Origin of the sequence: Ectothiorhodospira haloalkaliphila ATCC 51935, assembly GCF_000633935.1 — a bacterium.
GTDB classification, from domain to species: Bacteria; Pseudomonadota; Gammaproteobacteria; order Ectothiorhodospirales; family Ectothiorhodospiraceae; genus Ectothiorhodospira; species Ectothiorhodospira haloalkaliphila.
This window is the reverse complement of the sequence record NZ_KK214996.1, coordinates 592,724-605,336: the sequence shown is the minus strand read 5'-3', so window position 1 is coordinate 605,336 and position 12,613 is coordinate 592,724. Positions and strand designations below refer to the sequence as shown.

Sequence of the window (12,613 nt, the reverse complement as noted above, 5' to 3'; positions counted from 1 at the left end):
GCAGCGGGGTGGACTGGATCACGGCGCTCAAGAACGGCGCGATCCGCAAGCTCGTCGATACCGGTGCCATCCAGATGGACCTGTTCGATGAGCGCAATCTCTTCGAGTTCAGCGATCCCGCATTTCCCGGTGAACGGCTGATCGTGTGCCGGAATCCCTCATTGGCCACCCTGCGCGGCGAGAAGCGCAATGCCCTGCTTGAGGCCACCACGCGCGAGCTTGAGACGGTGCAACGCATGGTCGCCAGTGGCCGACTGAAGGCGGCCGACAAGATCGGCGTGCGGGTGGGCAAGGTGATCAACAAGTACAAGATGGCCAAGCACTTCGAACTGGACATCCAAGAGGGGCAGTTCCATTTCCAGGTCAACGCGGCCCAGGTCGCCGAGGAGGCGACCCTCGATGGGCTCTATGTGATCCGCACCGCGGTGCCGCGCGAGCACCTCAGTACCGACGATACCGTGCGCCACTACAAAAGCCTCAGCCAGGTGGAGGCGGCATTCCGCAGCCTCTAGAGGGAAGACGTGAAGATCGGCGCGATCTACCATTATACCGAAGATCGGGTGGTGGCCCATGTGTGTGTGTGCATGCTCGCATACTACGTGAAATGGCACATGACCGAAGCCTGGCGCCCGCTCTTGTTCGCCGATACCGAACGGGAACATCGGGCACAGGCCGACCCGGTCGCACCGGCCACACGCTCCGATGCAGCGCTGGAAAAGGTCGCCACCAAAACACTCGACGATGGCACGCCTGCCCACAGCTTTTGCACCCTGCTGAAGGAGCTGTCCACCATAGTCCGTAACACATGCAGCGGCCGTCATCATGAGGCCGAAGAACCGACGTTCGAACTGGATACCAAACCCAAGGCCAAACAGCGTGCTGCACTGGATCGGATCAACGATATCCGGTTGTAGCCAGACGCCTGAACCCTGAATCGCTTTTTAAGTAAGTAGATTCAATGGTTTAGCGTTACTGGTAGGCTGGAACTTCAGATTAAAAAAACCCTGGGATGGCCTGGCCACCCCAGGGTGATGGGCACGGGGCCGTGGTGTTCTCACACCTTGAAGCGGCCCACCAGATCCTGAAGTTCATTGGCCAGTCGAGACAGTTGCTCGGAGGCGTGGGTGGTTTCCCTCGCGCCCTGAGCGTTCTCCTCGGCGGCATCGGAGATGCTGGTCACGTTCCGGTTCATCTCCTCGGCCACGGCGCTCTGCTCTTCGGCTGAACTGGCCACCTGCGTATTCACGTCGTTGATGGTGCTCACCGCCTGGGTGATGGAATCCAGGGAGTGACCCGCCTCGGCGGCGCTGTCGCGGCTGGACTGGGCATACTGCCGACTCTCCTCCATCACCACCACGGCGCGCTGGCTGGTCTGCTGCAGGCGCTCGATCATCTCCTGAATCTCCTGGGTGGAGCTCTGAGTGCGGGTGGCCAGTGAACGCACCTCATCGGCCACCACAGCGAATCCGCGCCCGGCCTCGCCGGCGCGGGCGGCCTCGATGGCCGCATTCAGCGCCAGCAGGTTGGTCTGCTCGGCAATGCCCCGGATCACGTCCAGCACCTTGCCGATCTGCTCGCTGTCCTTGTCCAGGTCGCGGATGACATCGGCGGCTCGCTGCACCTCTTCAGCCAGTTTTTCGATGCGATCCATGGTGCCGGCCACCACGTCCTTGCCCCCCATGGCTGCGCCATGGGCGTCACGGGTGGCATCGGCCCCCTGCTGGGCACTGCGGGCCACCTCCTGGGCCGTTGCATTCATCTCGTTCATTGCGGTGGCCAACTGGTCCACCTCCGAGCGCTGCCGGCTCACACCGGCATCGGTGCGCTCGGTGATGGCGGCCAGGTCCGAAGCGGCCCGGGCCAGATGAGCGGTGGAGTCCAGCACCCGGCTGATCAGGTCGCGGAAGTTGTCCATCATGGCGTTGAAGGCCTGGGAGGCTTCACCAATCTCATCGTTGCCCTTGACCTGCAGGCGATGGGAGAGATCACCATCTCCTTCAGCGATACCCTTGAGCCCCCGGGTCATGTCGTTGAGGGGGCGCGTGACGAAACGGCGCACGAACAGGAACAGGAATACCAGCACCGGGATGCTCACCAGGATGGCCAGCAGGGTGATGCTCCAGCCAAAACGTTGTACGGCCGTGTTCACATCATCCAGGCGGATCTGCATGCTCGTGGCACCAAGCACGTCTCCCTCGGCGGCCAGCGCATGGCAGGAGGTGCAGTTCTTGCCCAGGTATTCACGTTCGTTGTAAACCGGCAGGACGGCCCTCAGGGTACTGCGGTCTTCCGCAAGCCGGATATGGGGCTCGCCGGTCTCGAGTACGCGCCGCTCCACCGCGTCCTGCGGACGTTCGTGTTCCGTGCCCTCCCCATACTGCCTGGAGACCGGTTCGCCGCGCAGGACGCGAAGGTCGGTGACGCTCTGGAGTTCGACGATCTGCTCGAGGAATTCCTCCCGCCGATGGGTGGTGCCGGTGATCATCATGGTGGTCAGGCCTGCCATGGTCATCTCGTGAATGGTGGACGAGAAGCCTTCTGCCTGCTCGATGGCGGTACTGCGTTGCTCGTGGATGGCCCACAGGATCATGCCGGCCCAGGCGGGCAGGAGTATCAGTCCCATGGCACCTACCAGGCGGACCCATATCGGTAGGTCAGAAATGCGTCGCATTGCGATTCCCCGTTGGCTGCCAGACCCTTGGCAGGATTTTTCGTGTCCGGCTCAGTATATCGGCAGTGACAGCCGCAACTTGATCGTCATCCATCCCTGATGGATGCGCCGGCTGTTTGGGCCGATAAGGGGTTCCCTTCGCGCATGGTGGGCCGTGCTTCGCGAGTATGATGCCACGTGCGCCAGGTGGACGCCGTTGATGGGGGTCAACCTTCCACCGGGACGTTTATCCCGGCAACCGCGTTTCAGTGTTCGCTCTTTTCGTCTCCGAGGATGCGTCGCTTCACCCGCTGCAGGAACATCCAGGCGCTGAAGACCACCAGCGGGGTGGCCAGACCCATCCCCAGGGCCGGGCTGATGGGCACGCCCTGACTCTCCAGACCCTTGAGGGCATAACCCACCAGGCCCACGCCATAGTAGCTGATGGCAATCACGGACAGCCCCTCCACGGTGTCCTGCAGCCGCAGTTGCAGGCTGGCACGACGGTCCATGGATTCCAGGAGGTTGCGGTTCTGGGCCTGCAGGCTCACCTCCACACGGGCCCGCAGCAGGGCGGTCAAGCGCGCTGCCCGCTCGGCCAGCCCCCGTTGCCGGTCACCCACAGACTCGCAGGTGGCTACGGCCGGTGCCAGTCGGGCCTCGAGAAATTCCGTGAAGGTCTGCAGCCCCTCGATGCGCTGCTGACGCAATTGTTGAAGACGCTGCTGCACCACCCGGTAATAGGCCCGGGAGGCCTCGAAACGGTAGGTGGTCTGGGCGGCCACGGCCTCGATCTGGGAGGCCAGATGGGTGAGGTCCGCCAACAGTTCCCCCTGGGTTTCGCCGGAGTTGTGGCTGTTCTGTTCGGTCATGCGGGCCGCCAGTTCGGCCAGGCGGCGGTCGGCGGTGCCCAGGGAACGGCTGGCCTTGCGGGCCATGGGCAGTCCCATGAGTGACATGGCCCGATAGGCGTTCACTTCCAGGATGCGCTTGATCAGCCGCCCGGCCTGGGCATCGGTGAGGTTATCGTTGCGCAGCAGGATCCGGGCAAAGCCATCCGAATGGATACGCAGGTCCGACCAGGCCCGGCCCTTGCCACCCACCACCTCGGAACCGATGAGGATATTGCCACCAAACAACCCGGAGATTTCATCCAGGCTGCGCTCGGGCATGTCGGCGGAATCCATGGCCAGTGTGACGGCGGCAATCAACTCACCGGGGGAGTTCTCCAGCCAGTTGCTCGGCAGGCGCTCGATGACCGGATGGTCGAATGGGTGTGTGAATGGGCCGCAGTGAGTGAAGGTATAGGTGACAAACTCCGTGTGCCGTTCCCAATGCAGCCGGATATCCCCGAGATTCGCCACATGATACTGCCCCACCTGCTCCGGAATGGGTGCACCGAAGTGCTCCAGCAGACGGTGCAGGTGGCGGGTGTTGATGCCGCTGCCCCGTTCGCCGCACAAAAACGCCAGGTGCGACACCCGTGCCGGCGCCTGGGTGGGCTCGAAGGTACGGGCGTGCAACTCACCGTTGAGGGCACGGCGCAGCGCATGTTCCTTGAAGGGCAGTTTCATGGGGCTGGGTTCATTCCACGGCGGCGAAGAGTTCTTCCGCCTCGATGAGATGAATGCCGGCACCCTTCAATTGCGCGATGGCTCGGTCCGGCTGTTCGAACCGGAAGATCAAGGCAGCGCGGTCATTACGGCGCAGCGGGAAGGCGTACATGTATTCGATCTTGAGGTCCGCCCGTCCGGCCACCTGCAGCACTTCGGCGAGACCGCCGGGACGATCTTCCACGTCCACGGCCACCACCTCGGTGAGCCTGACCACCCAGCCGGCCTCCTTGAGGACCTGTTCGGCCTTCTGCCAGTCGCGCACGATGATGCGCAGGATCCCGAACTCGGCGGTGTCGGCCAGCGAGAGATTGAGCAGGTTGATGCCCTGTCGGGACAGCAGTTCCAGGGGTTCGGCCAGGTGTCCCGGGCGATTTTCCAGAAAGACGGAAAGCTGTTGCAGCTTCATGGGATGTGATGCTCCTGTGACGACTTACAGCGAACGGTTGTCGATCACCCGCTTGGCCTTGCCCTCGCTGCGGGCAATGGTGCGCGGTTCCACCAGGCGCAGGCCGACACGGATGCCCACGATGTGCTCGATGGCCTTGGCCAGGGCGGCCCGCACATCCTCCAGGGCCCGGACCTTGTCGCTGAACACCTCCGGCGTGACTTCCACCTCCACGGCCATCTGATCCAGCCCGTTTTCGCGGGTGAGGATGATCTGGTAGTGGGGCAGGGTGCCTTCCACCTGCAGCAGCGCGGCCTCCACCTGGGAAGGGAAGACGTTGACGCCGCGGATGATGAACATGTCGTCGGAGCGCCGACCCACGCGGCGGAAGCGCCGCGTGGTGCGTCCGCAGGGGCAGGTCTCGGGGATGATGCGGGTGATATCCCGGGTGCGGTAGCGGATGATGGGCATGGCCTGCTTGCTCAGGGTGGTGAGCACCAGTTCCCCTTCCTCGCCATCGGGCAGCGGCTCGCCGGTTTCCGGGTCGATGATCTCGGGATAGAAATGATCCTCGAAAACATGCAGGCCGTTCTGCTCCGAGCATTCACTGGCCACGCCGGGGCCGATGATCTCGGACAGACCATAGATGTCGTAGGCCTTGATGCCGGCACCTTCCTCGATATGGGTGCGCATGGCATCGCTCCAGGGCTCGGCCCCGAAGATGCCGGTGTGCAGCGGCAGGTCGCGCATGTCCATGCCCATGTCGTGGGCACGTTCGATGATGTGGGTGAAATAGCTGGGCGTGGCGCACATGGCGGTGACGGAGAAGTCCTTCATCACCATCAGCTGGCGTTCGGTGTTACCGCCGGAGACCGGAATCACCGTGGCCCCCAGGGACTCGGCCCCGTAGTGGGCACCCAGGCCACCGGTGAACAGGCCATAGCCGAAGGCGTTTTGTACCACATCGCCCCGGTGCAGACCGCAGGAGGCGAAGGTGCGGGTCATCACCTCGGCCCAGACCTCCAGGTCCTCCCGGGTGTAGGCCACCACGATGGGCTTGCCGGTGGTGCCGGAGGAAGCGTGCAGGCGCACGATGTCGCTCATGGGGCTGGCAAACAGACCAAAAGGGTAGGTGTCGCGCAGATCCAGCTTGGTGGTGAAGGGCAGGTGGGCGACATCGGACAACTGCTTGATGTCCTCGGGCGCCATGTCCTTTTCCTGCATCCGCGTGCGGATCAGCTCCACGTTGTCGTAGGCGCGCTTCACCACGGCCCGCAGGCGTCTGAGCTGCACCTCGCGCAGTTTGTCCTCGGGCAGAAAATCCGGCGCACTGGCCGGATGGAAGCCACCCTCCACATCGTTCCAGCGTTCTTTGAGCATTTAAACCCCCTCGGTCTCTTTCGCGCGGCCCATCTTTTGTCCCACTTCACGCCCGAGGGCAAAGGCCTGCTCGTTGACCGTGTGCAGTTTTTCGGCAAGACAGGTATGGATGGAGCGGATCCACTGGTCCTCATCGAAGTCCAGCATCACCGACAGGGCCCCCAGGATGGCCACGTTCAGGCTCTTGCGGTTGCGCAGGGCGCCCTCGGGAATGGCCTCGGGGGCGATGAGCACGCCACCGGGCTTGAGCCAGCCCCGGTTGATGTCCACCTGGCTGGACTCGAACACCAGCAGGAAGTCCGCCTCGCCCATGGGCACCATGGGGCTCAGTACCTTCTCCCCGAAACGCACGTCGCTGGTGACCGAGCCACCCCGCTGACTCATGCCATGCACTTCGCTCTTCTTGACCTCGAAACCGGCATTGAAGGCGGTGGTGGAGAGCAGATCCGATGCCTTGACCACGCCCTGGCCCCCCAGGCCGGCAAGTACGATATTGGTGACAGCCATTGCTGATCCTCTGAATTCTTTGGGTAAGTATGGAAGAAAGCCGGGATGCGTCGCGATGGATCAGTCCGTCATGGCGGCGGCGCACTGGGCCTGCTTCTCCTCCTGGGCCTTCTCGAACTTGCGGATCAGCGGCGCCGCCAGGATGCAGGGGCGCTCGGCGATCATGACGGAGAGCTCGTCCTTTTCCATCATGGCCCGCAGGCGGCCCTCGAAGTCCTCATCCGGTTTTTGAGGATCCACCACTTCCACGTTCTTCACGCCCATGGCGCGGCAGACGGCGGCGAAATCCATCTTGTTGGCGGGTTCGTGGTTCAGGCTGCGCCCGGTGCCGGGATGCTCCTGGCGGCCGGTCATGGCGGTGGTGCTGTTGTCGACGATGAGCACCACATGACCGGTCGGCGGCGGGTTGTACACCATCTCGGCGATGCCGGTCAGGCCGGAATGGACGAAGGTGGAATCGCCGATCACGCTGACCACGCGCCGGGCCTGGTCATCGGGCAGGGTGTGGCGCAATCCCAGACCCACGCCGATGGCGGCGCCCATGCACACGCAGGTGTCCATGGCCTCGAAGGGGGGCAGCACGCCCAGTGTGTAACAGCCGATGTCGCCGGCGACGATGCAGTCCATACGGCTCAGGGCCTCGAAGACCTCCCGGTGGGAGCAGCCCTTGCACAGCTCAGGCGGCTTGCCCCGCGGTGGTTTGGCCTCGGGGGTGGTGTCGCCGGAGAGGATGCGGCGCACCCGGGGCACGTTCAGCTCACTGAAGCGGTACATCTCCGGCTTGCCTTCCACGTCAAGCCCTTCCACCTTCAGGGCCTCGTACAGCAGGTGGTCGCCCTCCTCGATGATCACGCAGCGATCCACGCTGGCAACGAACTCCTTGATGCGCTGCATGGGCAGCGGCCAGGTGAGTCCCAGGGCCAGCATGGTGGCCTCGGGGGCCGCCTCGCGGGCATGCATCACGGCCACGCCCGAGGCAATGATGCCCAGGGAGCGGTCACCCGGGTAGATCCGGTTGAGATCACTCTGCTCGTTCCACTGGGCGATCTCTTCCATCTTGGCGCGCACCTTGTGGTGCGCGGGCCGGGCATAGGCGGGGATCATCACCCGGCCGGGGATGTCGCGTTCATAGCCGGGCTGGATGCTGGAGGGGCGCTCGGGGCCCGGGCGGACCTCGGTCTTGGCATGACAGATGCGCGTGGTCATGCGCAGGATCACCGGCACCTTCCAGCGCTCGGAGAGTTCAAAGGCGGCCAGGGTGAAATCATAGGCCTCCTGCGCATCGGCCGGTTCCAGCATGGGGACGATGGCGGCGCGGGCGTAATGGCGGTTGTCCTGCTCGTTCTGGCTGGACGCCATGCCCGGGTCATCGGCGGAGACGAGCACCAGGCCACCGGTCATGTCGATGTAGGCGGCGGTGAACAGGGGGTCGGCGGCCACGTTCACGCCCACGTGCTTCATGGTGGTGAGGCTGCGTGCCCCGGCGAAGGACGCGCCCAGGGCCACTTCCAGGGCCACCTTTTCGTTGGGCGCCCACTGGGCCGGGCCGCCGATCAGGTCGAAGGCCTCGAGGATTTCGGTGGAGGGGGTACCGGGATAACCGGTTCCCAGTTTGACACCGGCATGCAGGGCGGCCAGGGCCACCGCTTCGTTGCCGCTCAGGAGAAGACGTTCGGTCGATGCCATGATCTGCTGCTCAATCTGTCTGTGGGACGACGGAGCCCGGCGACCGACGGCGCGGCAACGCGGGCGACAGCCCGCAAGTCTACATGATTCCTCAATGGGGGAGGAATTTCTGGGGTTTTTTCATGCCCTCACCCCAACCCCTCTCCCGCAAGCGGGAGAGGGGCTTTCATTTTCATGACTGCCTTCCCCGTCGCAGGCGGGAGCCTCTCATTTGGCGCCCTTCTCCCCTCAAAGGAGAAGGGTCGGGGATGAGGGGCATGGAGGGCACGATCCCCTATTTGGCTCCCTTCTCCCCTCAGGGGAGAAGGGCTGGGGATGAGGGGGAGCGGAGGGCACTATCCCCGGATCAGCGGGCCACCCAGGCGGTGCACCAGCCTTCGGCGGCCACATGCTTGCCCGGGAACACCGCGCAGGGGCCCCATTCCTTGGCATTGGGGTCGGAGTAGAGCATGCAGTTCAGGCAGTTGCTGCCCTCCTTGAACTGGGGATGATCCACTGTGCCCGCATCATGGGTGTAGGCCAGGGCCTGGGCGGAATCGGACTCCGGGTCCAGACGTTCCATGCCGGCCTGCGCGGCGGTGGTCCAGCCCAGGCCGGCCAGGGGCACGGCCACCAGGCCATAGGCACCGAACTGCAGGAAACGACGGCGGCTCACGTTGTTGCTCAGGGTCTTCATGGTGTGCTCCTTCTCGCATCGAGGCGAATGGCTGTGTCGTTTGGCCCGGATCATTTCTCCAGGCTTCGGGGCCATTATTCGCCTTGTTCCCTGAACGGCACATGAATGAACGCGCGACCCTGTTTATTCCTCGCCTTCGTCGAAGTCCCCCTTGAACTTGGGGTTGGAGCGGGAACGGAAACGGGAGATCCGCGGTGGCGCGGTGGCGTCCTCGTGATCGGTGCCGTCCTCCTCCAGCAGGATCCGGGCCGGCGGTGCCTGGCCGGCCTTGTCTTCGCCAAAGTACAGCGTCATGTGCGGGAACGGGATCTCGATGCCGGCGGCGTCGAAATGGCGCTTGACCAGGCGGTTGTACTCCCGCCCCACGGCCCACTGCATGCCCGGTGCGGTCTTGATGCGCACCCGCACGTTCACCGAGCTGTCGGCCAGGGCAGTGACGCCGTGCACCTCCAGGTCGCCCAGGACATTGGGGGCCACCTCCGGCATGCTGCGCAGTTCCGCAAAGGCATCCCGCAGGCGGGCGATCACCTGATCCGTATCCTCCCGGTAGGCCACGCCGTATTCGCCCACGTGGTAGCCGAAGTCGCGCATGTAGTTGGAAACGGCGTCCACGGAGGAGAAGGGCATCAGGTGATAGGTGCCGGAGAGGTCCCTGAGCCCCATGGAACGGATGGTGAGGCGCTCCACGGTGCCGGTCATGCCCCCGGCGGTGACCACATCCCCCACGTTCACCGCATTCTCCAGCTGGATGAAGACGCCGGTGATCACATCCTGGACCAGCTTCTGGGCCCCGAAACCGATGGCCAGGCCCAGCACGCCGGCACCGGCGATCAGCGGGCCGATGTTGATGCCGATCTCTGCCAGAACCACCATCACCGTCATCACGATCAGGGCAATGGCGATGGCATTGCGGAAAATGGTCAGCAGGGTGCGCGTGCGTGGATTGGGTTCGCCGTCACCTGCAGCCGGGTTGAGCTTGAATTCGATCCAGCTGGCGATCACCAGCCAAAGCAGCATGGCAAAGGCGATGATCAAGGCCACGGCGACGATCTTGCCGATGATCAGGGTGCCACTGTCCGAGGCCACCCACCCAGCCAGGCTGAAGGGGGTCCAGGCATCCAGGATCACACCGGCCACGATGGCCAGGATGGTGAACCGGGTGATCTTAAGGCTCATGGGGATGTAGGCGTTCAGCCGCTCTTCCAGTTGCGGGAACTTGGTCCGGGTATCCTCGGGCAACTGGATGCGACGCAGGATCACCCGGGTGAGAAACGCCGACAGGCCAATGCCCGCCGCCACGGCGATCAGGGTCTGAAAGGTGGCCGCCAGCATGAAGGGCAGGGCCTGTTCCGGGAAGAGCACGGCGGTGCCGAGAATGGCGGCCAGATACACCAGGGCGATCACATGCCAGGTCTTGGCCACCAGGTTCAGGCTGATCTGGGCAAAGCCGGTTTCCATCCGTTCCGCCAGGGTGATCAGACGATCCTTGACACGCTTGCGGTTCTGCATCACCAGGGCCACACCCTTGAGGAAGGCCATAAAGATGATGATCAGGGCCACGGCGCGGCCCAGTTCCGGCGTCACGGTCTGGTTGACGACCGGCACCACGAACAGCAGGCCATATCCCAAAAAGGCCGCCATGCGCGTGGTCCAGGCGGTCCAGTAGGCGGCCTCCTCGTCGGTGAGGGGCACGGGTCGCAGGCCGGGCCAGCGCTTGGAGAAGACCAGACGGATGGCCGCGCGCAACAACTCCACGATGAGGAAGGCGTTGAGGAAAAGGGTTTCCTGGGCGGTCATCTCGCCCGAGGTGCCCAGTACGAACAGGGCAATGGCATAGCCCGTCAGCCAGGCCAGCAGGACAGTGGCCACATCGATGATCAGGGAGGAAATGATGGCCACACCGCGGCGGATGATGCCCACCGTGCCGGTGCGGGAGAACGCGTACCCGTTCAGGCCCCGGTAGGCGAATCGTGCCAGCCAGGAGAGCAGCCACAGGGTGACCAGGGTGGCGGCGATGAGGCCGGCCAGCAGCCCCACCTGCAGGGTCAGATCCATGAGGTCTGCCGTCATGAGTTGTTGCCAGGCCTCGCGACCGGACTGCAGGGCAGCCTCCACCTCCTCAACGGTCCCCTCGGCCAGGGATTGGGTGAGTTGTGCCACCCGGCCCGGCAGCGAGACGGCGGGTTCTGTCTCCTCGGGCTGCACGGCATCCGCCTCCGCCGCACTGCGCCGCAGCTCCGCGATCAGTGCCGCACGGGCCTGGTCGTCCTCGAGAATATCGGCGAGGCGACTGTCTCCGGAAGGAGAGTCGGCCAGCGCGGGCATGGGCAGGATGAGCACGGCTGTCAGCAGTAACAGCAGAACACGGGCGAGCGTCTGGCGTGTGAGGTTCAACCTGGACTCCTTGGCTGCGTAGGGGTGTTCTTGGATGCAGTCGGCACCTATTTATAACGCATCCGCTGGGGCTGCCTCCACCATCGAACCTGCATGATCGGCCGAACAAGCCCTGATAGGAGCCCCCCGTCACCTGCGCTTGACACCCTCGATGGCCAGGGCTAGCGTCGTAGAGACTGTTGGGTTATGAGGCCTTCTCGGACAGGTCATGATGATCGATGGCAGCGTCGCCCCCGTGGCGGCATTCGGGCCCGTGATCCGGCCCGACGCGCAGCGTCAGTCGCAGCCTTCAGACACCGAGCTGGAGGAGGTGGCCACTCTTGCGCCCGTGGATGAGGCAGAGGAGGGGGATCAGGCCGATCCCGAGACCGAGCGCAATCCACTGGAGCTCACACCCGAGGAGGAACGGGTGGTGCGCGAGTTGCAGCAGCGGGATCGTGCCGTGCGTGCCCACGAGCAGGCCCATGTGGCGGCGGGCGGCCAATATGTGACGGCGGCCCCCAGCTATGACTATGAGACGGGCCCCGATGGTCGCCGTTATGCGGTGGGCGGCGAGGTCTCCATCGATACCTCGCGGCCGGCCGACCCGGAAGAGGCCATTGCCAAGGCGCGGGTGGTGTTCAGTGCGGCCATGGCGCCCGTCGACCCCTCCCCCCAGGATTACCGTGTGGCCTCCCAGGCAAGAATGATGGAGGCCGAAGCACGCCGCGAACTGGCCGCCGGACGCCAGGAAGAGATGGCTGAGCGCCGGGATGAAGCCGCACGGGGCGGGGAATCGGCTCGCCTGGAACCCGGTGAGGCCCGTGACCGCCTGGCAGAGGTGTTCGCCGCAGTGGATCGGCCAGCCCCGGAGCCCATGTTCCGGCAGGTGGCTTGAGCGGTCGGGTACACCAGCCCGGCGGTGAGTAGACGCCGTGACCCCATAAGGACCTGCGATGAGTGATCCCCAGACCCTGGCGATGCAGTATCTTGGGGCCATTGAGGCCCATGACTACGACACCGCCCGTGCCTTGCTGTCGAACGAGGACTTTGTCTACAAGAGCCCCATCTCGCGGTTTTCCGATGCCGATGCGTTCGTTGCGCACATGTCGCTCAGTGGCAGCATCGTGCAGCGTATCGAGGTTCGCCGCGCTTTCGTGGACGGGCCGGACGTGTGTCATTTTCTGGTGTTTCATGTGCAGTTATCGGAGAAAATGGCCGTGGATCTGGTGCAGTGGGTGCACGTGGAGGGAGGGCGCATCGATCGGATCGAGGCCTTGTTCGATGCGCATCCATATCGGTTGTTGTTTGAGCCTTAGGCTCTCATCAGGAGGTTGATT

The 12,613-nt window shown here is 64.2% G+C and carries 11 protein-coding genes and 1 pseudogene; 4 read left to right on the top strand and 8 right to left on the bottom strand.

The genetic code is table 11. The features are described from left to right. Both ECTHA_RS18895 and ECTHA_RS18890 read left to right on the top strand, forming a co-directional pair. Positions 1-512 (top strand): annotated as a pseudogene (locus ECTHA_RS18895) (IS1634 family transposase); the annotation flags it as partial. 9 nt (positions 513-521) lie between these two features. Then, positions 522-914 (top strand): hypothetical protein, encoded by a 393-nt coding sequence (locus ECTHA_RS18890; RefSeq protein WP_026623539.1) that lies wholly within the window; start codon positions 522-524, stop codon positions 912-914. 140 nt (positions 915-1,054) lie between these two features. On the opposite strand, the gene ECTHA_RS0104630 is transcribed toward ECTHA_RS18890, so the two are convergent. The 8 genes from ECTHA_RS0104630 to ECTHA_RS0104595 form a co-directional block, all read right to left on the bottom strand. After that, the gene (locus tag ECTHA_RS0104630; RefSeq protein WP_025281863.1) at positions 1,055-2,671 is read right to left on the bottom strand and encodes a methyl-accepting chemotaxis protein; all 1,617 of its coding nucleotides are present in this window, start codon (positions 2,669-2,671) and stop codon (positions 1,055-1,057) included. A gap of 245 nt (positions 2,672-2,916) precedes the next feature. Continuing rightward, positions 2,917-4,224, bottom strand: a complete 1,308-nt coding sequence (locus ECTHA_RS0104625) for a DUF3422 family protein (RefSeq protein ID WP_025281864.1) — start codon at positions 4,222-4,224, stop codon at positions 2,917-2,919. Positions 4,225-4,234: 10 nt separating this feature from the next. Beyond that, the gene (locus ECTHA_RS0104620) at positions 4,235-4,672 is read right to left on the bottom strand and encodes an amino acid-binding protein (RefSeq protein WP_025281865.1); all 438 of its coding nucleotides are present in this window, start codon (positions 4,670-4,672) and stop codon (positions 4,235-4,237) included. Between the two features lie 24 nt (positions 4,673-4,696). Beyond that, the gene (locus ECTHA_RS0104615) at positions 4,697-6,031 is read right to left on the bottom strand and encodes a phenylacetate--CoA ligase family protein (protein ID WP_025281866.1); all 1,335 of its coding nucleotides are present in this window, start codon (positions 6,029-6,031) and stop codon (positions 4,697-4,699) included. Beyond that, positions 6,032-6,538 carry an indolepyruvate oxidoreductase subunit beta gene (locus ECTHA_RS17110; protein ID WP_025281867.1) on the bottom strand — a complete coding sequence of 169 codons (507 nt, stop codon included), beginning with the start codon at positions 6,536-6,538 and terminating at the stop codon, positions 6,032-6,034. It abuts the gene before it with no gap. A gap of 60 nt (positions 6,539-6,598) precedes the next feature. Further along, positions 6,599-8,224 carry a thiamine pyrophosphate-dependent enzyme gene (locus ECTHA_RS0104605; RefSeq protein ID WP_025281868.1) on the bottom strand — a complete coding sequence of 542 codons (1,626 nt, stop codon included), beginning with the start codon at positions 8,222-8,224 and terminating at the stop codon, positions 6,599-6,601. Between the two features lie 346 nt (positions 8,225-8,570). Then, positions 8,571-8,900, bottom strand: coding sequence for a high-potential iron-sulfur protein (locus ECTHA_RS0104600; RefSeq protein WP_025282137.1), 330 nt, complete (start codon positions 8,898-8,900; stop codon positions 8,571-8,573). Positions 8,901-9,023: 123 nt separating this feature from the next. Then, on the bottom strand, positions 9,024-11,225 hold the full coding sequence (locus ECTHA_RS0104595) for a mechanosensitive ion channel domain-containing protein (protein WP_051582596.1): 2,202 nt from the start codon (positions 11,223-11,225) through the stop codon (positions 9,024-9,026). A 277-nt stretch (positions 11,226-11,502) separates the two neighbouring features. Here ECTHA_RS0104595 and ECTHA_RS17105 point away from each other — a divergent pair, with 277 nt between their 5' ends. Further along, the gene (locus ECTHA_RS17105; RefSeq protein WP_025282135.1) at positions 11,503-12,171 is read left to right on the top strand and encodes a putative metalloprotease CJM1_0395 family protein; all 669 of its coding nucleotides are present in this window, start codon (positions 11,503-11,505) and stop codon (positions 12,169-12,171) included. A gap of 58 nt (positions 12,172-12,229) precedes the next feature. Beyond that, positions 12,230-12,592, top strand: coding sequence for a nuclear transport factor 2 family protein (locus tag ECTHA_RS0104585; protein ID WP_025282134.1), 363 nt, complete (start codon positions 12,230-12,232; stop codon positions 12,590-12,592). Positions 12,593-12,613: the final 21 nt, after the last annotated feature.

Bases quoted from the DNA above. Each gene is read 5' to 3' on its own strand.
- ECTHA_RS0104625 (WP_025281864.1), bottom strand. From the start codon at position 4,224: ATGAAACTGCCCTTCAAGGAACATGCGCTGCGCCGTGCCCTCAACGGT.
- ECTHA_RS0104600 (WP_025282137.1), bottom strand. From the start codon at position 8,900: ATGAAGACCCTGAGCAACAACGTGAGCCGCCGTCGTTTCCTGCAGTTC.
- ECTHA_RS0104595 (WP_051582596.1), bottom strand. From the start codon at position 11,225: ATGCCCGCGCTGGCCGACTCTCCTTCCGGAGACAGTCGCCTCGCCGAT.
- ECTHA_RS0104585 (WP_025282134.1), top strand. From the start codon at position 12,230: ATGAGTGATCCCCAGACCCTGGCGATGCAGTATCTTGGGGCCATTGAG.
- ECTHA_RS0104620 (WP_025281865.1), bottom strand. From the start codon at position 4,672: ATGAAGCTGCAACAGCTTTCCGTCTTTCTGGAAAATCGCCCGGGACAC.
- ECTHA_RS17110 (WP_025281867.1), bottom strand. From the start codon at position 6,538: ATGGCTGTCACCAATATCGTACTTGCCGGCCTGGGGGGCCAGGGCGTG.
- ECTHA_RS17105 (WP_025282135.1), top strand. From the start codon at position 11,503: ATGATGATCGATGGCAGCGTCGCCCCCGTGGCGGCATTCGGGCCCGTG.
- ECTHA_RS0104630 (WP_025281863.1), bottom strand. From the start codon at position 2,671: ATGCGACGCATTTCTGACCTACCGATATGGGTCCGCCTGGTAGGTGCC.
- ECTHA_RS0104615 (WP_025281866.1), bottom strand. From the start codon at position 6,031: ATGCTCAAAGAACGCTGGAACGATGTGGAGGGTGGCTTCCATCCGGCC.
- ECTHA_RS0104605 (WP_025281868.1), bottom strand. From the start codon at position 8,224: ATGGCATCGACCGAACGTCTTCTCCTGAGCGGCAACGAAGCGGTGGCC.